This is a genomic window from Hydrogenophaga sp. ZJX-1 (assembly GCF_048590325.1).
Classification (GTDB): Bacteria; Pseudomonadota; Gammaproteobacteria; order Burkholderiales; family Burkholderiaceae_C; genus Hydrogenophaga.
This window is the reverse complement of record NZ_JBMBRA010000006.1, coordinates 18,982-41,741: the sequence shown is the minus strand read 5'-3', so window position 1 is coordinate 41,741 and position 22,760 is coordinate 18,982. Positions and strand designations below refer to the sequence as shown.

At 67.6% G+C, this 22,760-nt stretch carries 20 protein-coding genes; 4 read left to right on the top strand and 16 right to left on the bottom strand.

Annotated elements, in window-relative coordinates; genetic code table 11:
* Positions 1–10: 10 nt before the first annotated feature.
* Genes ACN5W5_RS17130 through ACN5W5_RS17105 form a run of 6 tightly spaced genes read right to left on the bottom strand, consistent with a single transcriptional unit; the run spans position 11 to position 5,341 of the window.
* Positions 11–913 carry an amino acid ABC transporter substrate-binding protein gene (locus tag ACN5W5_RS17130; RefSeq protein WP_420049702.1) on the bottom strand — a complete coding sequence of 301 codons (903 nt, stop codon included), beginning with the start codon at positions 911–913 and terminating at the stop codon, positions 11–13.
* Positions 914–927: 14 nt separating this feature from the next.
* Entirely contained in the window at positions 928–2,337 is a 1,410-nt protein-coding gene (locus ACN5W5_RS17125; protein WP_420049701.1) for an amidase, read from the bottom strand.
* Positions 2,334–3,020 carry an amino acid ABC transporter permease gene (locus ACN5W5_RS17120; protein ID WP_420049700.1) on the bottom strand — a complete coding sequence of 229 codons (687 nt, stop codon included), beginning with the start codon at positions 3,018–3,020 and terminating at the stop codon, positions 2,334–2,336. Before ACN5W5_RS17120 ends, ACN5W5_RS17125 begins: the two co-directional genes overlap by 4 nt.
* Positions 3,017–3,664 carry an amino acid ABC transporter permease gene (locus tag ACN5W5_RS17115; protein ID WP_420049699.1) on the bottom strand — a complete coding sequence of 216 codons (648 nt, stop codon included), beginning with the start codon at positions 3,662–3,664 and terminating at the stop codon, positions 3,017–3,019. The genes ACN5W5_RS17120 and ACN5W5_RS17115 overlap by 4 nt, the downstream gene beginning before the upstream one ends.
* A gap of 8 nt (positions 3,665–3,672) precedes the next feature.
* Entirely contained in the window at positions 3,673–4,461 is a 789-nt protein-coding gene (locus ACN5W5_RS17110; protein ID WP_420049698.1) for an amino acid ABC transporter ATP-binding protein, read from the bottom strand.
* A gap of 10 nt (positions 4,462–4,471) precedes the next feature.
* On the bottom strand, positions 4,472–5,341 hold the full coding sequence (locus ACN5W5_RS17105) for an ABC transporter substrate-binding protein (RefSeq protein ID WP_420049697.1): 870 nt from the start codon (positions 5,339–5,341) through the stop codon (positions 4,472–4,474).
* Between the two features lie 153 nt (positions 5,342–5,494).
* Between ACN5W5_RS17105 and ACN5W5_RS17100 the strand changes: the two genes are divergently transcribed.
* Both ACN5W5_RS17100 and ACN5W5_RS17095 read left to right on the top strand, forming a co-directional pair.
* Positions 5,495–6,595: a GlxA family transcriptional regulator gene (locus ACN5W5_RS17100; RefSeq protein ID WP_420049696.1), complete on the top strand. Its 1,101-nt coding sequence runs from the start codon at positions 5,495–5,497 to the stop codon at positions 6,593–6,595.
* Positions 6,596–6,915: 320 nt separating this feature from the next.
* Positions 6,916–7,542, top strand: a complete 627-nt coding sequence (locus tag ACN5W5_RS17095) for a class I SAM-dependent methyltransferase (protein ID WP_420049695.1) — start codon at positions 6,916–6,918, stop codon at positions 7,540–7,542.
* A gap of 159 nt (positions 7,543–7,701) precedes the next feature.
* Here ACN5W5_RS17095 and ACN5W5_RS17090 read toward each other — a convergent pair whose 3' ends face one another.
* The 6 genes from ACN5W5_RS17090 to ACN5W5_RS17065 form a co-directional block, all read right to left on the bottom strand.
* On the bottom strand, positions 7,702–9,294 hold the full coding sequence (locus ACN5W5_RS17090; RefSeq protein ID WP_420049694.1) for a multicopper oxidase family protein: 1,593 nt from the start codon (positions 9,292–9,294) through the stop codon (positions 7,702–7,704).
* Entirely contained in the window at positions 9,295–9,945 is a 651-nt protein-coding gene (locus ACN5W5_RS17085; protein WP_420049693.1) for a Spy/CpxP family protein refolding chaperone, read from the bottom strand.
* A gap of 80 nt (positions 9,946–10,025) precedes the next feature.
* Complete coding sequence (locus ACN5W5_RS17080; protein WP_420049692.1) at positions 10,026–10,268, bottom strand: SHOCT domain-containing protein; 243 nt, start codon at positions 10,266–10,268, stop codon at positions 10,026–10,028.
* 85 nt (positions 10,269–10,353) lie between these two features.
* Positions 10,354–10,635, bottom strand: a complete 282-nt coding sequence (locus ACN5W5_RS17075; RefSeq protein WP_420049691.1) for a hypothetical protein — start codon at positions 10,633–10,635, stop codon at positions 10,354–10,356.
* 130 nt (positions 10,636–10,765) lie between these two features.
* Positions 10,766–11,125 (bottom strand): group I truncated hemoglobin, encoded by a 360-nt coding sequence (locus tag ACN5W5_RS17070; RefSeq protein ID WP_420049690.1) that lies wholly within the window; start codon positions 11,123–11,125, stop codon positions 10,766–10,768.
* A 15-nt stretch (positions 11,126–11,140) separates the two neighbouring features.
* Complete coding sequence (locus ACN5W5_RS17065; protein WP_420049689.1) at positions 11,141–11,344, bottom strand: hypothetical protein; 204 nt, start codon at positions 11,342–11,344, stop codon at positions 11,141–11,143.
* A gap of 133 nt (positions 11,345–11,477) precedes the next feature.
* Here ACN5W5_RS17065 and ACN5W5_RS17060 point away from each other — a divergent pair, with 133 nt between their 5' ends.
* Positions 11,478–14,678: an AAA family ATPase gene (locus ACN5W5_RS17060; protein ID WP_420049688.1), complete on the top strand. Its 3,201-nt coding sequence runs from the start codon at positions 11,478–11,480 to the stop codon at positions 14,676–14,678.
* 102 nt (positions 14,679–14,780) lie between these two features.
* Here ACN5W5_RS17060 and cueR read toward each other — a convergent pair whose 3' ends face one another.
* The gene (gene cueR / locus ACN5W5_RS17055; protein ID WP_420049687.1) at positions 14,781–15,323 is read right to left on the bottom strand and encodes a Cu(I)-responsive transcriptional regulator; all 543 of its coding nucleotides are present in this window, start codon (positions 15,321–15,323) and stop codon (positions 14,781–14,783) included.
* Between the two features lie 100 nt (positions 15,324–15,423).
* Positions 15,424–15,615: a heavy-metal-associated domain-containing protein gene (locus tag ACN5W5_RS17050; RefSeq protein WP_420049686.1), complete on the bottom strand. Its 192-nt coding sequence runs from the start codon at positions 15,613–15,615 to the stop codon at positions 15,424–15,426.
* A gap of 137 nt (positions 15,616–15,752) precedes the next feature.
* Between ACN5W5_RS17050 and ACN5W5_RS17045 the strand changes: the two genes are divergently transcribed.
* The gene (locus tag ACN5W5_RS17045) at positions 15,753–17,948 is read left to right on the top strand and encodes a heavy metal translocating P-type ATPase (protein WP_420049685.1); all 2,196 of its coding nucleotides are present in this window, start codon (positions 15,753–15,755) and stop codon (positions 17,946–17,948) included.
* A gap of 14 nt (positions 17,949–17,962) precedes the next feature.
* Here the strand turns inward: ACN5W5_RS17045 and ACN5W5_RS17040 are convergent, their stop codons facing one another.
* Positions 17,963–21,118, bottom strand: coding sequence for an efflux RND transporter permease subunit (locus tag ACN5W5_RS17040; RefSeq protein ID WP_420049684.1), 3,156 nt, complete (start codon positions 21,116–21,118; stop codon positions 17,963–17,965).
* A complete protein-coding gene (locus ACN5W5_RS17035; protein ID WP_420049683.1) occupies positions 21,115–22,758 on the bottom strand; it encodes an efflux RND transporter periplasmic adaptor subunit in 1,644 nt (547 codons plus the stop codon). The genes ACN5W5_RS17040 and ACN5W5_RS17035 overlap by 4 nt, the downstream gene beginning before the upstream one ends.
* Positions 22,759–22,760: the final 2 nt, after the last annotated feature.

The following is a 22,760-nucleotide window of genomic DNA, read 5'->3' as shown; positions in this document are numbered from 1 at the left end:
AGAAGACGGGTCATGGAATGCCGTACTTGTTGGGAAACCGGATGTTTTCTTTCATGTAGATGCTCATGGGGATGCGCAGACGTTCACCGTCGAACCACTTCCGGTAGATGGACAGAAGCTCCCCCGAATGCATCAGGTCCAGCAAGCTGCGATCCACCACCTCTCTCAACGCAAGATCTCCCTTGGGCAGCATGAAGGCGTAGGGCTCCACCGTCATGAACGGCCCGCTCACCGCCAGCTCGTCTTTGAGCTTTGAAAGCGCCATCAGTCCATAGAGCAGCACGTCGTCCTGGGCGTAGGCGTCCACCGCGCCCTCCTCCAGCAACTTCAACCCCTCGGCATCGGACCCGACCATGACCACCTGAACGCCCTGCTCCAGCTGCAATTTCCTGAAGCGGGTTTCTGCCGTCGTGCCACGCGTGACCGCGACGCGCTTGCGCGCGAGATCGTTGACCCTGCCCACCCGCAGCGTTTTCCTTGCGAGCAGTCGAAGGCCGGTGTTGAAGAACGTGTGGGAAAAATCCACGTCCTTTTGCCGGGCCAGGGTGTTGGTGTTGCCCCCGCACTCCAGATCGATCGCTCCGGCCTTGAGCATCGGGATGCGATCCGATGCCTGGATAGGCAGGAACTCCGGGGACAGGTCGGGGCGAGCCAGCCGCAGTCGAAGTCTGTCGATCACCCGTTTGCAGATATCGATCGAATACCCCACGGTTTGACCTTGCGCGTCCTGAAACGCGAACGTACCGGGCGTGGGTATGTACCCCACCCGGATGCGACCACTTTGGGCCATGCGGGACAAGGCCGGGCTCTCGTGAAGCGAGGACACGAAATCCGCGGCCCCTGCAGCCAGCGATGCGCACAGCAGCCAAGCGGTCAACAGGTGCCGGCCTGACCGGCGAAGGATCGGGTTCACGTGCCACCCCGCCTTCAGTCCAGACCACCGGGACGCAGCCGGTGCCAGGACGTGGCCTGCTCGAAGGCATGGCCCAGGCGCAACATCAGCGGTTCGTCCCAAGGACGTCCGATGAACTGGATGGAGATCGGCATGCCCTCGGGCGAAAGGCCCGCCGGAACAGCCAGCGAGCACAGGTTCATGAGGTTGACGAAGCGCCCGAAGCGCGAGAGGGGCGTGGCAAGTTCGTCCACATCGGCCACCGGAATCGCCGATATGGCGTTGGTGGGAAACACACAGGCGTCGATGCCATCCATGGCCGCCAACATGTCGTTTCTGGCCAGATCGCGCGCCCGCAGCAGCCGCAGGTATTCCCCCGCCGCCGTATCGCGCCCCAGCAGGATGCGCCGGCGGATGTTGGCGTCGAACTTCAGATCCGAACGTTCAAAGAGCGCCCCCAGGTTGTCGTATCCCTCTGCGCTCATCAACTGGCCTGCGATGCGCATGGAATCGGCGCAGCTTTGAGGAAGCGGCTTCTCCACGAGCTGCATGCCCAGACCCTGGAGCGTGGCCAGCGCCTCGTCGTACGCCGCCAGCACCGCCGCTTCCACCCCTTCCCGCTCCTGCGCGGGCAACACCCAGAGACGGGCGCCGCGCGGCATCGCGTTCACACCGTCGATGACCCGCCGGACAGGCGCGTCTTGCGACACCGGATCGCGCGGATCGGCACCGGCCATCACGTCCAGCAGCAGGGCGCAATCGCGCACGCTGCGCGCCAGCGGCCCCACCGTGTCGTGGGTGGGGCACAACTCGATCAGGCCGTGCCGGCTGATCAGGCCGTGCGTGGTCTTCAGCCCCACCAGACCACACAGCCCGGCGGGTATGCGCACCGATCCACCGGTGTCTGTGCCGATGGCGGCGCAGGCCAGACCCGCGGCCACCGCCACCGCGGACCCGCTGCTGGACCCCCCGGGGACCCGGTGCGTCTGCAGATCCCAGGGATTCCAGGGCGTGCCCATGACCTCATTGGTTCCCCATCCCCCAAAGGCGTACTCCACCGTGTGGGTCTTGCCGACCACGATGGCGCCCGCACTGCGCAGGCGCTCCACCACCGTTGCCGTGGTGGTTGAAATCCTGGCCGGCAGGGCCACCGAGCCACCGGTGATGGGCTTGCCGCCAATGTCGAACAGGTCTTTCACCGCCACGGTGACTCCGTGCAACGGGCCCAGACGGACTCCAGCACGGCGCAAGCCGTCCATGGCCCGCGCGGCTTCGCGTGCTTCCTCGGCATAGACGTCGACGAAGGCATGCAGCTGGTGGTCCAGCCGCTGGATGCGATCCAGTTGCTGCTCCACCAGAGACTCGCTGGTGAGCTCGCCGGCCTCCATGGCATGTGTCACCGCTTCGATGGAAGCAAAAGCAGGATGGAACTGAACAACGCTCATGCCACCCCCAATACACGTCGACCCCGGTTCAGCCGCCGCTCCAGCAGCCGCGAGAGCATCGACAGCGGAAACGCGATCCCGAAATAGAACAGCCCCACCAGCAGGAAGATGTGCAGCGGCAGGAAGGACTCGCTGGAAATGGCCCGGGCCGCCAGCATGAGTTCGTCGGTGGCAATGAGCGCACACAAGGAACTGTCCTTGAGCAAGGCCACATAGGTGTTGAGCAAGGGCGGCAGCATGATGCGCAGCGCCTGAGGAAACACCACGTGGACGAACACCTGGAACGGCGAGAGCCCCACCGCCAGCGCAGACTCCATCTGGCCCCGGTGGATGGACGTCAAGCCACCCCGAAGGATCTCGGCCACATACGCCGAACCATGCAGCCCCAGACCGAGCGCACCGGCCCAATAACCCGACAGCGTCAGCCCCAGCGGTGGAAGGGCGAAGTACAGGGCCAGCAGCAGCGCCAGCAAGGGAACGGTCCGCACGAACTGCACATAGGCATTGGCCGCCACCGCCAACGCCACGGCACCGCTGCGCTGCATGGCGACCAGCAAGGCCCCCAGGCACAAAGCCAGCACGAAGCCCACGAGCGAGAGACGGGCTGTCACGAGGGCGCCGTCCACCAGCCGTGGCCCCCAGTCGGGCAGGTACTCCAGGTAGGTCAAAAAGAACTCTGTCATCGTGCCCTCTCCATGGCCTGTTCGACCCGTTTGAAGCCCCAGGCCACGGGCAACACCATGGCCGCGTACAGCAGCATCGCCGCCAGGTAGATCAGCGTGGTCTCGAAGGTCGATGTCACGAGATTCCTCGCATAGAACATGATTTCGGGCGCGGCTATGGCCGAGGCGATCGAGGTGTCCTTGATCAGCGCGGTGGTGTAGTTCGCCAGCGACGGAAACGTTGCGCGAAACATCTGCGGCACGAGCACGAAGCGCAGCGTCTGGCCCGGCGTGAGGCCGACCGCCAGGGCCGCTTCGCGCTGCCCCACATGCAGCGACTTCAAACCCGCGGCAAACACATCACACAGCACCGCCGCGCCCACCAGGCCCAGCCCGACCACGGCCGCGAACAGCGGCGACAGGCGCACACCGACCGTGGCGAGACCGAAATACAGCAGAAACAAATGCGCCAGCGCCGGGACGTTGCGCATCCATTCGATGTAGGCCGCCAGGCCCAGCTGCAGCAGGCGGTTGCGCGAGAAGACGCGCAGCACCGCCAGGCCAAGGCCCAGCAGGCTGGCGATCACGAAAGCGCCCACGGCCACCTGGAGCGCGGTGACCGCACCGGCCGCCAGGGTGCCCAGAATGCTGGCAAAGGTCCCCATGGCCGGCATCATGTGGCGTGGCCGGCGCTGGCGCCAACCTGTCCGAGAAAGCTGCGCGTGCGGTCCACGCGCGGCGTGTCGATGACCTCGGCAGCGCTGCCTTGTTCCACGATGTGCCCCTGGTCCATGAAGATGACCCGGTCGGCCACGTCGCGGGCAAACCGGATCTCGTGGGTCACCAGGACCATGGAGCGCCCCTCTTCCGCCAGCTCGCGGATCACCCCCAGCACCTCACCCACCAGCTCCGGGTCCAGTGCCGACGTGGGCTCATCGAACAGGATCAGCTTGGGCCGCTGCGCCAGCGCCCTGGCGATGGCCACACGCTGCTGCTGACCGCCCGAAAGCCGCTCCGGGTATTCATCGGCCTTGTGGCGCAGGTGCACCTTGTCCAGCATCTCCTCGGCCATTTCGTGGGCCTCGGCCCGCGCCATGCCACCGGCCCGGATGGAGCCGAGCGCCACGTTGTCGCGAACGTTCAAGTGCGGCCAGAGGTAGAAGCCCTGAAACACCATGCCGATCTCGGCGCGCTGCGGGGCCAGTTCCCGGTCGGACATCAGGCGCAGCCCCCCACGTCCGTCGGGCAACTGCCCGATGCGCTCGTCTTCCAGAAAAATGGAGCCCCCCGTGGGGCGTTCCAGGAAGTTGATGCATCGCAGGCAGGTGGACTTGCCCGACCCGCTCGGCCCGATCAGGGACAAGGTTTCGCCTTTGCGCAGGTCCAGGGAAATGCCCTTGAGGACATGGAGCGGGCCGTAGCTCTTCTGGAGCCCTTCGACGCGCAGGAGGTGCTGGTTCATGGACACGGTCTCACTTGCAGGCGGGGAGTTGCCAGTTGGCCGGGCGGTCAACGCCGGCGCGGAAGTTCTTGCCCGCTGGCACGTACCAGACGTCCTGCACCAGGCCGTAGCGTTCGCCGATCTTCTTGAGCTCGCACTTCTGCCACAGCTTGGCGATCTCGGCGTTCACCGCAGCGGCCAGCTCGGGGTTGTCCTTGCTCAGGCCGAACACCACCTGGCCCAGCCCGGTCAGCAGCGGGAAATCGGGGTTGTTGTCGGTGAAGGCGTTGAAGCGCAGGTTCCACTGCGCATTGCGGGAGATGGCGAACTGCACCACCGGCGGATCGCCGATCACGGCGTCGACGCGGCCTGCCAGCAAGTCGCGCACGGCGGCGTCCGAGGTGTCGTACTGACTCAGCTGCAGGCCGTTGATCTTGCGCAGCTCGGGAATGAAAGAGAAGCCGGTGATGGTGCCAACCTTCTTGCCTTCCAGATCCTTCAGGGTGGACCAGTTCGTCCTGGACGACTGCATGATCCCGTTCTTGAAGTAGTGGATCGGGTCGGAGAGCGTCATGATCTTCGAGCGCTGTTCGGTCCAGCCCATGGTGCCGGCCATCACGTCCACGCGCCTGGATTGGACCGAGGCGATGGTGCCCGACCACTCCATCAGCGCGGGCTTGACCTTGAGCTTGAGGGCGTCGGCCACCCGCTGCAGGATCTCGCCGTCGTAGCCGATCATGCTGCCGTCCTGGTAGCCGGTGCCAGGCATGTCGCCCGTGAACGCCACGGTGAAGAACCCCTTCTCGATCGTCTGGGGAGACGGCTGGGCAATGGCCAGCGGCATGAAAGCCGCGGCACCAACAACGGCGCACATGGCGCGTACCAGAAACGAACGTTTCATATCGACTCCAGGGGAAAAAATGGTTGGTGAAAAGTGGGGGAAGAACGCCGACGTGGCGTGAAATGGATCATCGGTTTGCACTCCCGTTTTGATGTTGCAGGGGACCGCTGTTAAATTGAACGTATGCGACATGCAGGGAAACCCCTAGGCCCCATGGACAACCAGCCCAGCCATCCCGCCCCCACCCCGACGGAGTCCGACGCCAACGTTCTCGGTGAGGAGGACGGAGGGAACCTGATTCACCGCCTGGACGCGGCGACAGGCCGGAACACGCAGGACGGCGCCGTGGAACTGCGCATCGGCATCCTGCTGTGGCCCCGGTTTCCGCTGCTCTCGCTCGCGGGTTTGAGCGACGCGCTCCGGCATGCCGCCGACGTGGGCGACCAGAGCCGGCAGGTGCGTTGCTCGTGGAGCGTGCTGGGCATTCCCGGGACACACATCACCGCGAGCTCGGGGGTGGAGATTCCGGTGCAGGAAGCACTCAGGCCAAGCGAAAAATACGACTACGTCGCCGTCATCGGGGGTTTGCTGCCGTTCATGGGCACCGTCGACCGCCTGTACCTGGACTACCTGCGCCAGGTCGATGCCGCAGGCACGCCCCTCATCGGCATCTGCACCGGCACCTTTGCCCTGGCCGGCGCCGGTCTCATGAAAGGCAAGCTGGCCTGCGTGCACCCCTTCCACGTCGACGACTGGAAACGGATGTTCCCCAAGGAGCGGTACACCACCAACTGCGACCACGTGTTCGACGGCAACCGCATCAGTTGCGCCGGAGGCGTGTCGATCATCGAACTGGCGGCCGAGCTGATCCGCATCCACTGCGGGCCAGACCGCGCCGCCAAGGTCGTGCATCAGATGACCGTCTCACAACGCTCTTCCTCGTCGCACATTGCCCGCCGGCACGCCCTCGGCTATGCGTCGGTGGACAGCGAGAAGCTGCGCCAGGCCATCGTCCTGATGGAGAAGAACCTGTCGACCCCGCTTGAAATTGGTGTCATCGCCCGACTGGTGGACTCCAGCACGCGCCAGCTGGAGCGCGTCTTCCTGGCCGAGACGGGAGCATCGCCTTCGGAGTTCTACCGGAACTCCCGCTTGAAATATGGCCGATGGTTGTTGACCACAACAGATTCAACGGTGAATGACATCGCGTTCGAGTGTGGGTTCTCCGACGCCGGACACTTCATCAGGCATTTTCAGCAGTGCTATGGAGTCTCACCGGGGCGCCTGAGGAAAGCGTTGAAGCAACCGAGTTGAAGAGTGCAACCTGGAGCTGGAATTGACAGACGACTGGTTCTGGAGGTCAAACGGTCGCCCGATGACTTGCTGGGCTGATGTCCGTGATTCCGCCGGCGCGCTCCGAAGCGGCCTGTCAGCGCGGCTCTGTGGCCCCGCTGGTGCTTGACGAGCGACAGCGACGTGGTGACACGAGAGCTCATCCTGCAAGGCCCTGAACTCGATGGGAGACCATTGCGGGCGTCCCGTTTCTGGGTGCAGCACGTCGATGCGACAACCGGCTGAAGGCGCGTCGCGTCCGGAGTTCCGGATCAGGACGGTGCCGTGTGAAATGATGCGGCATGCCATTGAGTTCCGAAGACCTCCAACAAATCGCCGCGCGCACCCTGGCGCACTACGAGCAGCACGCCCAGAGCTACTGGGAAGGCACGCGCGATCACGACGTCAGCCAGAACATCGCTGCACTGCTGAAGCACATACCCGGGCCACCGCCCTTTGACCTGCTGGATTTTGGCTGCGGGCCCGGGCGCGACCTGCACACCTTCAAGGCGCTGGGCCACCGAGCCGTGGGCCTGGAGGGCGCGCCCAGCGCGGCGGCGCTGGCGCGCGTCCACAGCGGCTGTGAGGTGCTGGAGCAGAGCTTCCTGCACCTCGAACTGCCCGCGCAGCGCTACGACGGTGTGTTTGCGAATGCCGTGCTGTTTCATGTGCCCTCCCAGGTGCTGCCGCAGGTGCTGCGACAACTGCAGGCCTGCCTGCGACCGGGCGGCGTGCTGTTCAGCTCCAATCCGCGCGGCGATGGCCAGGAAGGCTGGAACGGTGAGCGCTACGGCGCATTTCACGACTGGCCCACCTGGCGCGCCTTGGTGACGGCCGCCGGCTTCGACGAGTTGGAGCACTTCTACCGTCCGACGGGCCTACCGATCGAGCAACAGCCGTGGCTGGCGAGCGTGTGGCGCAAGCGCTGAGCACTGGCTACACGGCACGGGGCATCTGCTGGTCTCGCCGCTGCGGCCGGTTGGCAGCGATAGCTGTCGACCGAGGCCATTCAGTGCCATTGCTGTTGATTCATCTCCCAGACGGAGCAACCGTGGGTCCCTGAGCGACAGCCTGCCGCGTTGGCACGCTTACGCCCGGATCAGGAAGTTACGCATCATGCCCATGTCCTCGTGCTCGAGGTTGTGGCAGTGATAGAGAAACAGGCCTGGATGATCGGCAAAGCGCAGCAGCAGCCGCACACGTTCGCCGGGCATGAGCAGCACGGTGTCTTTCCAGCCCTCGTCCACCAGGCCGGCGCTCAGGCTGCGCCAAGCCGATGACGCCTGCGGGTGCACGCGCCGGTCCATGACGCGGAACTGGACGCCATGGATGTGCAAGGGGTGCGGCAAGCCGCCCATCATGCCCATGCCGGCTTCGTTGACGAACTGCCACACCTCGGTGCTGCCCAGGCGCACGACTTCATCGTCCGCCACGCGCTCCATCTCGAATACACGGCCATTGAGTCCCCAGGCCATGCCGCCGGCGGTGACGTGGAAGGTGCGCGGATTGTTCAGATTGATCGCCTGCTCCGGCTGCAGCGGCGCGATGTGCGCCAGCCGCGCAGGCACTTTGCCGGCCACGGCAGCCCCTGACCCCATGCGCAGCCCGAGCACGGAAAACGATGCGCCCTGATCCAGCGCGCCTGCGCCGCCACCCATGCGTCCCATGCCACCCATGCCACCCATGCCGCCCATGCCGCCCATGCCGCCCATGCCGCCCATCATGGAGCCGCCTTGTGCTGCAAAGGCCAGACTTTGCAGGCTCAAATCGTCTCCGGCAGCTCGTGCCGAGAAATCGACCCACAGTTCCACGCGCTCGGCCGGCGCCAGCGTGACGTAGGGGCGCTGCACGGGCTCGGCCAGCAGACCGCCGTCGGTGCCGATCACGGTCATGGGCGTTCCGTCGTTCCAGGCCAGCTTGTAGATGCGGGAATTGGAGCCATTCAGCAAACGCACGCGGTAGGGACGGCGCTCGACATCCAGCATGGCATTGGGGCGGCCATTGACCAGGATGTGGTCACCCAGAAAGCCCGCCATGCGCGTCATCATGCCGCCCATGCCGCCACCGCTGCCGTAGTGCAGCTGGTTGTCGGGGCCAAAGCTGCGGTCCTGAATGACCAGCGCGAGATCGTGTTCGCCGCCGGGCAGGTCCAGGGCGCGATCTTCCTCGTCGCTGACGATCAGGAGACCCGCCAAACCGCCGTACACCTGGGTGCCCGTCAGGCCATGCGGATGGGGGTGGAACCAGTAGGTGCCGGCGCGGTTGGTGATTTCGAACTCGTAGACGATCTGCCCGCCCGGTGGCACCGCAAAACGGGGGTGGCCGTCCATGGCCTCGGGCACCAGCATGCCGTGCCAGTGCACCACACTGGGCTGGGGCAACTGGTTGATGAAATGGATGCGCACGCGCATGCCGCGGCGCACGCGGATGATGGGGCCCAGGTAGCTCCCGGGCAAGGTGCTCACCGCGCCGGCATCGCCCTGGAGCACCCTGGCGTGGTAGCGCCAGACCTGGGTTGCCGGCCCGCGCAGGATGCCGACCTGATCGGGCGCGGCGCGCAGTTCCAGCTCCAGATCAGGAATGAAAGCAGCGCGAGCCAGTGTGGGCACGGCACCCAGCAGGGCCGCACCGCTCACGGCGCCGAGAAATTCCCGACGGCCCGGGCGTTGAAAGGCATGCATCTATTGCGCCCCCGCCCAGCCGCTGCCGCGGCGTGCGCGCGCGAGTTCCTTGCGCTGGCTGTCGCTCAGCAGCGCATCCACCTTCTGCTGCAGTTCGATGGCGGCTTCGAGGCGCTGGCGCTGCAGGTCGTGCAGGGCCAGCGCGGCCGTGCGGATGGCGGCCCAGTCGCGCTGTTCGGCGACCTGCAATCGCATCAGGGTCGCCTGCGCAGCCCAGACCTGTTGCGCGAGCGTGTTCAGACGGCCCGAAGGCTCGTTCTGCAAGGCCTCCAGCTGACGCGACTGCTCGGGCGTGAGATCCGGCAACGCCCAGGGCATCATGGCGCCGCCATACATGCCGTACATGCCGTAGCCCATGCCCGGCATGCCTGCGGCGTTGGGGCCCATCGTGCCCCAGCCGCCTTCATCGCCCCAGCCCGGTCCATAGCCACCGCGCCCCATCATGCCCGGCCCCATGCCGCGCCAGAGTGGCCCGCCCTCGCCGCGATAGCCTCCGCCCCAGTTGCCCATCTGACCCCAGCCACCGCCCATGTGGCCCCAGCCGGGTCCCGCCTGGTAGTAGCCACTGCGGCCCTGGCCAAAGGCAAGAAAGCCCACGACGACGACCAGGACCAGCCAGGCGGCGATCCAGTACCCATGTTTGCGACTCATGACTGTCTCCTGTGAATTTCGGGCGCGAAACCGGCGCGACGCCAGGGTTGCACCGGCCCAAGGGTGCCTGCGGCCTCTGCCTATTGCGTCAGCTCACGCTTGATCTTGAGGTACTCGGCCTCATCGATCTCGCCGCGCGCATAGCGCTCCTTGAGGATGTCCATGGCCGAGCGTGAGCCGCCGACGCTGTGACCGTGGTCCGGGCGGCCCGAGGTCTGTCCCAGCCATCGCACCAGCATGACGACGCCCACGATGACGATGACCCACCACAGGACCATGAAGACCCCCCCGAAACCGAAAGGCATGCCGTATCCGTCCATCATGTTCGTTCTCCTTGTTTTTGAATTGTGTGCGAGTCGTGCGAAACGGGCTAGTTCCGTGGTGCGGCGAGCTCGCGCGCCTGATGACTCAAAGCTTGATCTGCCTCAAGCGCAGCGCATTGCCGATCACCGACACGGCACTGAAGCTCAGGGTCATGCTGCTCACCAGCAAGCTGATGGCTGGGCGTTGGGAGGCATGTGACCTCGACGCCGGATGCTGGGACAGACCGGCGTCACGCGTGAAGACGAAGACGCCGCACGTGGTGCCCCGCTCCACCCGGGCGGTCACCCGGCCACGAAGCATGCAAACCACGGGCCAGAAACCGGCCTCAGCGGCGTTATTCAAAACAATCCGAGGTACTGCGGTCATGGGACTTCCGCGCCCGGCTGGCGCCAGGCCAACGACCGTTTTCACACCTCCTCGACTGGAGGGTACCGATCCGTTGCGGGCGTCCGGCTTCAGGCCCGAGCCGGTCACGCAGAACGGTTGTGGAGAATGATCAGACCCGCAGCACGTCGCCCTTCAGCGAATAGAGGATCGCCACCACCTCATGGATTTCGGTGGTGCCGACCCCCTGCCCTTGCATGGCGGCCACGAAGTCGTCGATGGTCGCGATCAGTTCCTGCTCGTTGATGTTCATCCCGGCATGCGCGGTGCGCAGGTCGCGGCCCTCATAGCGCTGTGGTCCACCCGCGCCCATGCAGAAGAACTGCGCGCCCATGCGTTTCGCGTGGGCCAGGTCCTTGCCGCTGAAGCGGGGGGCGAGCAGTGGGTTGACGGCGTGGCGATCCACCGCGTCGTCGACGATGGCGGTGATCCCCTCGGACTCACCGAGTCTCTGGTAAAGCGATGCGGTCATGGTGGTCTCCTGGTTTCAGTGCTGCCGGATCAACCACGAGTCGTACTCGATGGAACCCGGGTCCGGGGCGGTGTCGCCGAGCGCCTGGCTCGGCTCCGCGAGCGCCTGGTCGATGGCCGAGTCGAGCCGGGCGAACGCATCGGGCGTCAGCATCGCGGGCAGCGTCAGCGTCGCTGTGCCGTAGGGGGGAATCAGGATGGAAATCTGTTGCGTGGTCATGGTGCGCTCCTGTGGGTTGTCGCGGGTCTTGGGCAACCCGCGGACCACAGCATCGCCATCCGGTGTTCCTGAAACGTTCCCGGCCGCTGGGGGCATTGCGCTTGCCGGTCGGGAACCGCACACTTGACCCACCATGGTCCTTTCCCTCGCCATCGAAGCATCCGAGCCGGCCAGCCACCTCGGGGTAAGCCTGCTGGGCGGCTTCTCGGTGTCGATCGACGGCACCGAGGTCACCGCCGAGCGCTGGCCCAGCCTGCGCTCGGCCCAGCTGGTGCAGCTGCTGAGCCTGGCGCCGCAGCGGCGCATGACGCGCGACCAGGTCGTCGACACGCTGTGGCCGCAACTCGATCCCGAGGCCGGCGCAGCGAACCTGCGCAAGGCCGCGCACCACGCCCGACAGGCACTCGGTCGGCACGATGCCTTGGTGCTGCACGGCGGCGAGGTGGTGCTGTGGGCCCACGGCCACGTCACCGTCGATGCCGACCGCTTCGAGCAACTCGCGCAGGCGGCGCTTGCCAGCGGCGAGCTTGAAGCCTGCGCGCAGGCGGTCGACGCCTACACCGGCGACCTGCTGCCGGGCTCGACCTACGAAGCCTGGGCCGAACCGGCACGCGAACGGCTGCACGCACGTTTCATGGCGCTGCTTCGGGCCAGCGCCCAGTGGGAACGCCTGGCCCGGGTGGAACCCACCGATGAGCCCGCCCACCGCGAGCTGATGGCGCGCGAGCTCGCGACCGGCAACCGGGCGGCCGCCGTGCGCTGGTACGCGCACCTGCGCGAGGCGCTAGAACGGGAGCTCGGCGTCGCGCCCGACCGCGACACCGAGGCGCTGTACGGGCAGTGCGTCGCGGGCCTGCAGCCAGCGGGTCCGGCCACCATCGGGCGGGCGTTGCTCCGCGCCCAGGCCGTGGCCTGGCTGGGCATGAGCGCCAACGAACGGCCCGGCGGCATCGTGCTGCGCGGCCCCGCGGGTATCGGCAAGACCGCTTTCTGCCGTGAACTCGCTGCGCTGGCCCGGGAGCGCGGCTGGACGGTGGTCTCCGTGGACGCCGCACAGCCGGGACGCGCCTACGCGGTGATCGCCGCCTTGACCGAACGGCTGGTCGTGTCCGACCGCGCCTTGCTCGACCGCATCGGCGCACCGGCGCGCTCGGTGCTGGCCCAGCTCAGCCCGCTCGCGGCACCGGCCGCCGCCCTGGCCGGTCCACTGGGGCGGCACCAGGTGATCGGCGCGCTCCGGCGCCTGCTGCTGGCCGCCTCGGGCGGCGGCGACGTCATGGTGCTGGTGGACGACGCGCACCTGATCGGCGATGCCGACGCCGACGTGTTGATGCACCTGGCCTCCGCCGGTCCACCGGTGTGCGTGGTGCTGGCAACGCGCCCGCCCGCGCTGGGGTCGGCGCTTGGCCGAGGCGTATCGCGCCTGGTCGGCAGCGGCGTCATGCAGGCGCTCGATCTTGAGCCCCTGGACGACGACGAGGCCCGTCGGCTCGTGATCCAGGCGGCACCGTGTCCGCTGTCCGAACAGAATGTGTCGCACATCGTTGGCGTGGCCGAGGGCAACCCGTTTGCCGCGATCGAGCTGGCGCGCTGTGCAGAACCCACGGGCGCGCAGCGCCTGCCCCGCAACATCGCCGAAGCCATCCTCGCCCGTCTGTGCGACGTGCCCGATGCGGCGCTGGCATCGCTGAAGTGGATGGCCCTGGCCGGCGACGCCTTCGACGCCACCACGGCCGCGGCCCTGGCGCCGGACGCCGAGGCACACGCGTTTGCGGCCCTGGACCTGGCGCTGGCCGCGGGCGTGCTGGTTCTGGCCGGCACGGGCTACCGGTTTCGGCACGACCTCGTGCGCCAGGTGCTGATCGAGCAGATCCCGCCGCACCAGCGGTTGAAGATGCACCGCCAGGCCGCGCAGCGCCTGAGCGAACTCGACGCCGCGCCTGCCCTCGTGGCGCGCCACTGGCTCGACGGCGGAAACCCGCGCGATGCCGTGCCCTGCCTGCTTGCGGCGGCGCGCGACGCGGTGCGCCTGGCCGCCTTCAGTGACGCCCTGCGCCATCTGGAGCCCGTGCTGGCCTTCGATGCCGGCCATGCCGAGGCGCTGCGCCTGCGCGCGGAGGCCCTGGATGCGATGGGTGACCCGGCAGCGGTGGCCGCGTACCGGACGGCCGCCCTGGCCGCTGACGAACCGATGTCGCACAACCTGCGTGCCAAGGGTGCCCTGGCGCTGATCAAGCAAGGCAACCCCAAGGGTGCACTCGAAGAGCTGGTGGGCGTGCGGCCAAACAGTGTGGACGGGCTGCTGTGCGAGGCGCTGACCTACAGTGGCGCCGCGGCCCTCGGCGCGGCCGACCCGGCCATGGGCACGCGCAAGGCGGCCGAGGCCAGGCGGCTCGCCTTGCAGGCCGGCGATGTCTCGGCCATCGTGACCGCTTCGTGGGCCCAGGCGGCCGCGGCGCACGCCCGCGGGGAACTGCACCAGAGCGTCTGGGCCGACCTGCAGGACACACGCCAGCTGCCGCACCTGGCCGTGCGCGTGTTCGACGGGCAGCTCTGCATCCTGCAGCGCTTCCTCTATGGGGCTCGGCCCTATCCCGAGGTCATCGCCTTTGCACAAGGGCTGGCGGCCGAAGCCGCGCGCATCGGCGCCGCGCGCGGGCACGCTTTTGGCGTCACGTTGCGCGGCGAGGCCGAGCTGCTGGCCGGCGATCTGGCCGCGGCCGAAGAGCACCTGACACAGGGTGTGCGCCTGCACCATGCCATCGGTGGCGCGACCGGCGAGGCGTTTTCGATGCAGCGGCTGGCCGAGGTCGCGATGTACCGCGGGCGGCTCGACGACGCCCGTGCCCTGATCGACGAGGCGCTGGACCTGGCGCGGCAGACCGACATCGGCTTTCACCTGCTGGACCGGATCTACGGGACGCGCATCCGCCTGGCCCGCAACCCGACCGCCGCGCTGCATGCGCTGGAGGATGCCCGCGAGGCCGTGCGCGGCCCGCTGGAGACCTGCCCCGGTTGCCGCATCACCTTCGCCGTGCCGGCGGCGATCGCCGCAGCGCGGGCCGGGCGCCTCGATCTGGCCGAGGAGTACACCGGCCAGAGCGCCTATCTGGCGGACGTGGTGATGCGCTTGCCGGCCTGGCATGCGGCGCACGACGAAGTGCTCGGCCACATGGCCGTCGCACGCGGCGAAGGCCCGCTTGTGGCTGCCTCGCGCTTTGCGGAGGCGGCTGTGCGCTTTCGTGGCGCCGGCCACCCGATCGATGCGCTGCGCTGCGAGCGGCTCGCGGTGGTTCCCGAATCGGGCGGAACGAAGGGGTCTGGCGCGGCTTGAGTGTTCGGCGATCTGGCCGGCACCCGCCCGATTCCCGTGGAGGGTATCTCCCGACCGGGATGACAGATTCGCAATCGTGCACCCGTGACCGGCCTGCCGGTCTCAGTGGGCACCGTGGCGAACGCGAACGCCGCGAATCCAGGCCATCAGGTCGATGTGGCTGGAAGTGCCGGCGCCGGGGGCCTCGGCCTTGGCAAGGGATTTCTTGAGCTGGGGTTTGTGCCGCGGCTGGTGTTGGGTCGGGCTGCCCAGTGAGAGCTTTTCCAGGATGGCGCAATGGGGTTGGTCGTCGCCGTGGCAGGCGTTCACCAGCACCGACAGGCCGTCCATCATCTGATCGATTTCGCGTCGCTTTTCTTCGAGGTCGGCCAGGTGGCGCTGGGCCACGGCCTTGACTTCGCGGCTGGTGCGCCGTGAATCGCTCCACAGGCCGATGAGCTCGGCGATCTGGGCCACCGAAAACCCGAGGTGGCGCGACTGGCGGACGAATCTCAACACCGAGACTTCGCGATCGCCATAGAGACGGTACCCCGATTCGCTGCGCTCGGCCTCGGGCAGCAGGCCGATCTGCTCATAGTGACGAATCATCTTGGCAGAGACGCCTGCGGCCGCAGCCGCTTCGCCGATGTTCATGAGGGTCGCCATGGTGTGCTCCGTGGGCTGGTTGAGTGCATGGATCGAAGGATGTAGCTTGTCATGGCGGGAAGGTCAAGACCCTCACCGGGAGGGTCTTGACCTTCGCGGGTCAGCGCGGGGGGTAGCCGGCTTCGGTGAGCGCTTCGACCAGGGCCTCGCGCTCTTCACCGCTTTTCACGCTGACAAGCTGCCGTGGCAGATCGAGCTGGATCTCGCAGGCTGGATCGATCAGCTTGAGGGTCACATTGACCTTGGAGGCGCAATGACCGCAGGTCATGTCGGGGAGGTGGAATTCGTGCATGGATGGCTCCGCAAAGGGTTGAGGGAAGCTGCACTCTGGGCATTGCCACGGGGGCAAGGTCAAGCCGCATCGGCGGTTGCGCTTGACACCGTGTCAAGGCCAAACATCCGCTCCACCCTCAATCATTGGAGCCTGTCATGAACACCGCCACCTTGTCGCTCATCGAGCATCAGTTCCCCATCGAAGGCATGACCTGCGCCTCGTGCGTCGGCCGCGTCGAAAAGGCCTTGAAGGCCGTTGCCGGCGTGAAGGCCGTCAGCGTCAACCTGGCCACCGAACGGGCAACGGTGAACGCCGCCCCATCCACCACCGGGGCCAGTCTGGTGGCCGCGGTACAGAAGGCCGGCTACAGCGTTGGCACGGAGCCGACCGAGGACGGCCGTGCCGTGCCGGCCAGAAGCCAGGGCGAGCCCTGGTGGCCGGTGGCACTGGCCGCCGCGCTGTCGCTGCCCCTGGTTCTGCCCATGCTCGCCATGCTTTTTGGCACCCAATGGACGATCAACGGCTGGCTGCAGCTCGCGCTGGCCACGCCCGTGCAATTCTGGCTGGGCGCGCGCTTCTACCGCGCCGGCTGGAAGGCGGTGCGCGCCGGCGCCGGCAACATGGACCTGCTGGTGGCCCTGGGCACCAGCGCCGGCTATGGTCTGAGCGTCTACCTGCTGTTCAAACACGCGGAACACGGTACGCCGCACCTGTACTTCGAGGCCTCGGCGGTGATCGTCACGCTGGTGCTGCTGGGCAAATGGCTGGAGTCGCGCGCCAAGCGCCAGACCACCGCCGCCATCACGGCCCTCAACGCCCTCAAGCCCGAGGTGGCGCGCGTGCGCATGCCCGACGGCGACGTGGACGTGCCGATGGCGCGCGTGAAGGTCGGTGACACCGTGGTGATCCGCCCCGGTGAACGCATCCCGGTGGACGGTGTCATCACCATCGGCTCCAGCCAGGTGGACGAATCGCTGATCACGGGCGAGAGCCTGCCGGTGGCCAAGCACGCGGGAGACAAGGTCACGGGTGGCGCTGTCAATGCCGAGGGCCTGTTGCTGGTGGAGACCACCGCCGTGGGCGCCGAGTCCACGCTCTCGCGCATCGTGCGCATGGTCGAGTCGGCGCAGGCCAGGAAGGCCCCGATACAGCGCATCGTGGACCGCGTGAGCGCCATCTTCGTGCCGGTGGTGCTGGTGATCGCTGCGCTCACCCTGCTCGGCTGGGGCCTGGCCACCGGCCACTGGGAACAGGCCATCCTGAATGCGGTGGCGGTGCTGGTGATTGCGTGTCCGTGTGCCCTGGGCCTGGCCACGCCCACGGCCATCATGGCCGGCACCGGTGTGGCAGCGCGTCAGGGCATCCTGATCAAGGACGCCGAAGCGCTGGAAGTGGCGCACCGCATCGACACCGTGGCGTTCGACAAGACGGGCACGCTCACCGAAGGCAAGCCGACGCTGGTCGCGGCGCTGGCAGCGCCCGGTCATGAAGAGCAGCTGCTGTCCTGGAGTGCCGCCATCCAGGCGGGCAGCGAACACCCGCTGGCACGCGCCGTGATGAACGCCGCCGAACAGGCTGGCCTGGCCCTGCTCTCGGCCGCCAAGGTGAGCGCCGTGCCTGGACGCGGGATGTCGGCCGAGGTACAAGGCCGTGCCTTGCGTCTGGGCAGCCCGCGCTACATGCAGGAACTCGGCGTGGACACATCGGTACTGGCCGAGTCCGCGCGCAAGCTCCAGGACGACGGGCGCACGGTCTCGTGGCTCGCCGATGTGACGGATTCACCCGCTCTGGTGGGCATGCTGGCATTCGGCGATGCGCCCAAGGCCAGCGCCATCACCGCCATCCGAAGCCTGCAGGCCCTGGGCATTCGCACGGTGATGGTCACCGGTGACAACCTGGGCAGCGCCCTGGCGGTGGGCAGTGCGCTCGGCATCGACCAGATCGAGGCCGAGGTGCTGCCCGCTGACAAGGCGTCCATCGTGAACCGCCTGAAAGACGGTGGCCGCTCGGTGGCCATGGTGGGCGACGGCATCAACGACGCGCCGGCCCTGGCGTCGGCCGACGTGGGCATCGCCATGTCCACCGGCACCGACGTGGCCATGCACGCCGCCGGCATCACGCTCATGCGGGGCGATCCTGCGCTGGTGGCCGACGCCATCGACATCTCGCGCCGCACCTACCGCAAGATCCGCCAGAACCTGTTCTGGGCCTTTGCCTACAACGTGATCGGTATCCCGCTGGCGGCGGCCGGCCTGCTCAACCCGGTGGTGGCCGGCGCGGCCATGGCGCTGAGCAGCGTGAGCGTGGTGAGCAATGCGCTGTTGCTGCGGGCTTGGCACAGGAGAGGCTGAGGTGCAAGGGGGCTTCAGTCGATGGGTCGATCCGTCTTCGCGGCCACCGCCCCCCTGGGCTTGCGCATCAGCCGATAGATCACCGGCACCACCAGCATGGACAGCAGTGGTGCGCTCAGCATGCCGCCCACCATCGGCGCGGCAATGCGCTGCATCACCTCGCTGCCCGCGCCCGCGCCCCAGAACAGGGGCAGCAGACCGGCCACGATCACCGCGACCGTCATCGCCTTGGGGCGAACCCGCAAGACCGCGCCTTCGCGGATCGCGTCGAGCAGGTCGACATCGGTGTCCAGCCCCTGCTCCAGCCGCGCGGCCCAGGCCTGCTTCAGGTACAGCAGCATGATCACGCCGAACTCGGCCGCCACGCCAGCCAGCGCGATGAAGCCGACCACGCTGGCCACCGACAGGTTGTGCCCCAGCGCCCAGAGCAGCCAGATGCCGCCGATGAGGGCGAAGGGCAGCGTGGCCATGATGAGCAGGGCTTCGTCGAGGCGGCGAAAGGTCAGGTACAGCAGCAGGAAGATCACCAGCAGCGTGAAAGGCACCACCAGCTTGAGCTGCGCGCTGGCCCGCTCCAGGAACTCGAACTGGCCCGACCACGACACCGAATAGCCAGCCGGCAATGTCACCTGCTGGGCCACCGCCTGCTGCATGTCCAGCACGGCACCCCGCAGGTCGCGGTCGCGGATGTCCACGTAGACGAAACCGGCCAGGCGCGCGTTTTCGCTGCGCAGCATGGGTGGGCCGTCGGCGATGCGCAGACGGGCCACGTCGGCGAGCACCAGGCGCTGGCCGCGCGGGGTGACGATGGGCAGCTCGCGCAGGGCGGTGAGCGAGTCGCGCGCATCGCGCGGGTAACGCAGGTTGATCGGATACCGCTGCAGCCCTTCCACGGTCTCGCCGATGTTCATGCCACCCACCGCGCCGGAGACCACGTCCTGAACGTCGGCGATGTTCAGACCGTAGCGCGCCGCCTCGTCGCGGCGGATGTCGACGTCGATGTAGCGCCCCCCGCTCAGGCGCTCGGCCAGCGCGCTGGTGACACCGGGAACGCCCTTGACCACCGTTTCAATCTGCTGCGTGAGGCGGTTGATGGTCGCCAGGTCGGCGCCGGCCACCTTCACACCCACCGGGCTCTTGATGCCGGTGGCGAGCATGTCGATGCGGTTGCGGATCGGTGGCACCCAGATGTTGGCCAGACCGGGCACGCGCACGGTGCGATCCAGCTCGTCCACCAGTTTCTCTGGCGTCATGCCCGCGCGCCATTGCTCGCGCGGCTTGAACTGGATGGTGGTCTCGAACATCTCCAGCGGCGCCGGGTCGGTGGCGCTGTCGGCGCGGCCAGCCTTGCCGTACACACTGTGCACCTCGGGCACGGTCTTGATCAGGCGGTCGGTCTGCTGCAGCAATTCGCTGGCCTTGGCGGCCGAGAGGCCGGGCAGCGCGGTGGGCATGTAAAGCAGGTCACCCTCGTCCATCGGCGGCATGAATTCGGCGCCGATGTGCTTCAGCGGCCAGAGGCTCGCACCCAGCAGCAAGGCGGCCACCAGCAGCGTGCGCTTCGGCCCCCTGAGAACGGCGTCGAGCACCGGTCGGTACAGCGTGATCAGGCCGCGGTTGAGCGGGTTGGCGGTCTCCTCGGGAATGCGCCCGCGCACCAGGAAGCCCATCAGCACCGGGATCAGGGTGACCGCCAGACCCGCGGCCGCCGCCATGGCGTAGGTCTTGGTGTAGGCCAGTGGCGCGAACAGCCGCCCCTCCTGCGCCTGCAGCGTGAACACCGGGATGAAGCTCAGGGTGATGATCAGCAGCGAGAAGAACAGGGCCGGGCCGACCTCCGCCGCCGCGTTGCCGATGACGCGCCAGCGCGGCTCACCCGCGAGCGTCTCGCCCGGGTGCTCGTGCCCCCAGCGCTCCAGGTGCTTGTGGGCGTTTTCGATCATCACCACCGCGGCATCAACCATGGCGCCAATGGCGATGGCGATGCCGCCGAGCGACATGATGTTGGCGTTCACGCCCTGCTGGTTCATCACGATGAAGGCCGCCAGAATGCCCAGCGGCAGCGAGACGATGGCCACCAGGGCGCTGCGCAGGTGAAACAGGAACAGCGCGCACACCAGGGCGACCACGCCAAACTCCTCCAGCAACTTGATCCCCAGGTTGCTGGCCGCGCGCTGGATCAACCCAGAGCGGTCGTACACCGGCACGATCTCCACCCCCTCGGGCAAGCCACGCTGCAGCTCCGCCAGCCGCGCCTTGACCGCTTCAATGGTCTGCAAGGCGTTTTTGCCCGAGCGCATGACCACCACCCCGCCGACCGCTTCGCCCTCGCCGTTGAGCTCACCGATGCCGCGCCGCATCTCGGGCCCGATCTGAACGCGTGCCACGTCGCCCAGCCGCACCGACACACCGGCGTCGGTGGTCTTCAGCGGCAGGGCACGGAAGTCGTCCAGGGTCTTCAGGTAGCCGTTGGCGCGCACCGCGTATTCGGCCTCGCCGAGCTCCAGCACCGAACCACCGGCCTCCTGGTTGCCACGCGCCACGGCCTCGCTCACCATCTTTTGCGTGATGCCATAGGCCGCGAGCTGGTCGGGGTCGAGCACGATCTGGTGCTGGCGCACCATGCCCCCGATGCTGGCGACCTCGGCCACGTCCGGCACGGTCTTGAGCTCGAAGCGCAGGAACCAGTCCTGCAGCGAGCGCAGCTGGGCCAGGTCCTGCCGCCCGGTGCGGTCGATCAACGCGTACTGGTAGATCCAGCCCACACCGGTGGCGTCGGGGCCGAGCGATGACTTCGCCGTGGCCGGCAGCCGGGACTGCACCTGGTTCAGGTATTCGAGCACCCGCGAGCGCGCCCAGTACAGGTCCACACCGTCGTCGAACAGCACATAGACAAAGCTGTCGCCGAACATGGAGAACCCGCGCACGGCCTTGGCGCCGGGCACCGAGAGCATGGTGGTGGTCAGCGGGTAGGTGACCTGGTTTTCCACCAGCTGCGGCGCCTGCCCGGGCCAGCTGGTGCGGATGATGACCTGCGTGTCCGACAGGTCGGGCAGCGCGTCCAGCGGCGTGCGCAGCATCGACACCACGCCCCAGGCGGTGATCATCACCGAGGCCATCAGGACCAGAAAGCGGTTGGCGATGCTCCAGTGGATCAGGCGCGCGATCATCGTTTCGCTCCGGTGGCCGCGGATTCGATGCGCGTGATCTGCGGCAGGTCGCCGTCGCGCATTTCAAATTCGATGCGCACCGCGCTGCCCGCAGACAGGCCTTTGGGTCGCTGGTCGGCCGGTGGCAGCTGGAAATCCATGGCCATGGCCGGCCATTTGAGCGCCGGTATGGCCGGATGCTGCAGGGTCACGGTGTCGCCGTCCACCGCTTCGACCAGGGCATCCGTCTGGTGGGTCGTGGGCGGGCTGGCCGCCGGCTTTTCTGCAGCAGCCTCTGGCGTGGGGCTCAGCCGTGCCAGCAAGCCGTTGAGGCTGGCCTCGGAGTCGATCAGGAACTGGCCCGAACGCACCACCTTTTGCCCCACCTGCAGCCCTTGCAGGATCTCGGTCTGGTCGCCCGCTTCGCGCCCGGTGCGCACCTCGACCGGGGAGAAACGGCCCTCGCCCTCGGCCAGCATCACCACGCTGCGCTGCCCGGTGTGGATCACCGCGTCACTGGGCAGCAGCAGCACGTTCCTGGCGCCGGGGTTGGCGAAGCGCATCTGCACAAACATGCCCGGCACCAGCCGGCCCTGGGGGTTGGCGAGTTCCAGCCGCGCCTTGATCGTGCGCGTGGCCGGGTCGACCGAGGGCAGCAGCGCCTGCAGGCGGCCGGTGAAGGTCTGGCCCGGGGCGGCCGGGCTGGTGGCGCTGACCTCGATACCGGGCTGGAGCTGGGCGGCCTGGCTCTCGGGCACCTGGCCTTCGGTCCACACGGTGGCCGTGCCTTGCAGCCGCAGCAAGGCCATGCCCGGCATCACGGTCGCGCCTTCGCTCACCATCAGTTCCGTGACCACGCCGCCGAGGGGCGCGGTGAGCGTGAAGCGGGGCTGCAGGCTGCCACTGCGCACCACGCGCTGAATCTGGGCAGGGCTCATGCCCGCCTGGCGCATGCGCTGCTCAGCCGCGTCGCGCAGGGTGGCCAACTGCGGGTCCTGCTCGGCCATGCGGGCCACCGCCAGGTACTCTTCCTGCGCCGCCACCCAGCTGGGCACGTAGATGTCGGCCAGCGGTGCACCCAGCGCCACGCGGTCCTGCGTGGCGCGCACATGCAGGCGTTCGACGAAGCCCAGCGATCGTGCGCTGACCAGCACCTGGTCGCGTTCGTTCCAGGCCACGTTGCCGGCCACCGACACCGCGCTGTCCAGCCGGCCTTCCGTCACTTCCACCGTGCGCAGCCCGAGGTTTTGCTGCGTTCGGGCACTCACGGTGACGCCGCTGGTATCGACTTCGTTGCCACCGGCGTAGCGGGGCACCAGCAGCATGTCCATGAACGGCGACTTGCCGGGTGCGTCGAAGTGCTTGCCCGGCACCATGGGGTCGTGGTAATTCAGGATCTTCAGCCCGGTCACCGGGTCCACATCCCCGGCTTTCAGGCCATCGCGCAGGTGGCGCTCGGTGGCTTCGAAACCTTGCGTGATGGTCCAGGCGCTGGGGTCCTGCGTGGATGCGGTGGCCGCCCCATCGGGTGCGGTGGGCGCACCTTGTGGCGTGGTCATGGCCATGCCGGCGTTCATGCCGACGGTCCAGGCGCCATAACCGACGGCGGTCAGGGTGGCCAGGGCCAGGGCCGTCAGCCCGATCAACGTGTTCTTTTTCATGG

Coding starts and splice junctions, on each gene's coding strand:
- ACN5W5_RS17125 (WP_420049701.1), bottom strand. CDS start 2,337: ATGAGCGTTGTTCAGTTCCATCCTGCTTTTGCTTCCATCGAAGCGGTG.
- ACN5W5_RS17120 (WP_420049700.1), bottom strand. CDS start 3,020: ATGACAGAGTTCTTTTTGACCTACCTGGAGTACCTGCCCGACTGGGGG.
- ACN5W5_RS17115 (WP_420049699.1), bottom strand. CDS start 3,664: ATGGGGACCTTTGCCAGCATTCTGGGCACCCTGGCGGCCGGTGCGGTC.
- ACN5W5_RS17110 (WP_420049698.1), bottom strand. CDS start 4,461: ATGAACCAGCACCTCCTGCGCGTCGAAGGGCTCCAGAAGAGCTACGGC.
- ACN5W5_RS17105 (WP_420049697.1), bottom strand. CDS start 5,341: ATGAAACGTTCGTTTCTGGTACGCGCCATGTGCGCCGTTGTTGGTGCC.
- ACN5W5_RS17100 (WP_420049696.1), top strand. CDS start 5,495: ATGGACAACCAGCCCAGCCATCCCGCCCCCACCCCGACGGAGTCCGAC.
- ACN5W5_RS17095 (WP_420049695.1), top strand. CDS start 6,916: ATGCCATTGAGTTCCGAAGACCTCCAACAAATCGCCGCGCGCACCCTG.
- ACN5W5_RS17090 (WP_420049694.1), bottom strand. CDS start 9,294: ATGCATGCCTTTCAACGCCCGGGCCGTCGGGAATTTCTCGGCGCCGTG.
- ACN5W5_RS17085 (WP_420049693.1), bottom strand. CDS start 9,945: ATGAGTCGCAAACATGGGTACTGGATCGCCGCCTGGCTGGTCCTGGTC.
- ACN5W5_RS17080 (WP_420049692.1), bottom strand. CDS start 10,268: ATGATGGACGGATACGGCATGCCTTTCGGTTTCGGGGGGGTCTTCATG.
- ACN5W5_RS17075 (WP_420049691.1), bottom strand. CDS start 10,635: ATGACCGCAGTACCTCGGATTGTTTTGAATAACGCCGCTGAGGCCGGT.
- ACN5W5_RS17070 (WP_420049690.1), bottom strand. CDS start 11,125: ATGACCGCATCGCTTTACCAGAGACTCGGTGAGTCCGAGGGGATCACC.
- ACN5W5_RS17065 (WP_420049689.1), bottom strand. CDS start 11,344: ATGACCACGCAACAGATTTCCATCCTGATTCCCCCCTACGGCACAGCG.
- ACN5W5_RS17060 (WP_420049688.1), top strand. CDS start 11,478: ATGGTCCTTTCCCTCGCCATCGAAGCATCCGAGCCGGCCAGCCACCTC.
- cueR (WP_420049687.1), bottom strand. CDS start 15,323: ATGGCGACCCTCATGAACATCGGCGAAGCGGCTGCGGCCGCAGGCGTC.
- ACN5W5_RS17050 (WP_420049686.1), bottom strand. CDS start 15,615: ATGCACGAATTCCACCTCCCCGACATGACCTGCGGTCATTGCGCCTCC.
- ACN5W5_RS17045 (WP_420049685.1), top strand. CDS start 15,753: ATGAACACCGCCACCTTGTCGCTCATCGAGCATCAGTTCCCCATCGAA.
- ACN5W5_RS17040 (WP_420049684.1), bottom strand. CDS start 21,118: ATGATCGCGCGCCTGATCCACTGGAGCATCGCCAACCGCTTTCTGGTC.
- ACN5W5_RS17035 (WP_420049683.1), bottom strand. CDS start 22,758: ATGAAAAAGAACACGTTGATCGGGCTGACGGCCCTGGCCCTGGCCACC.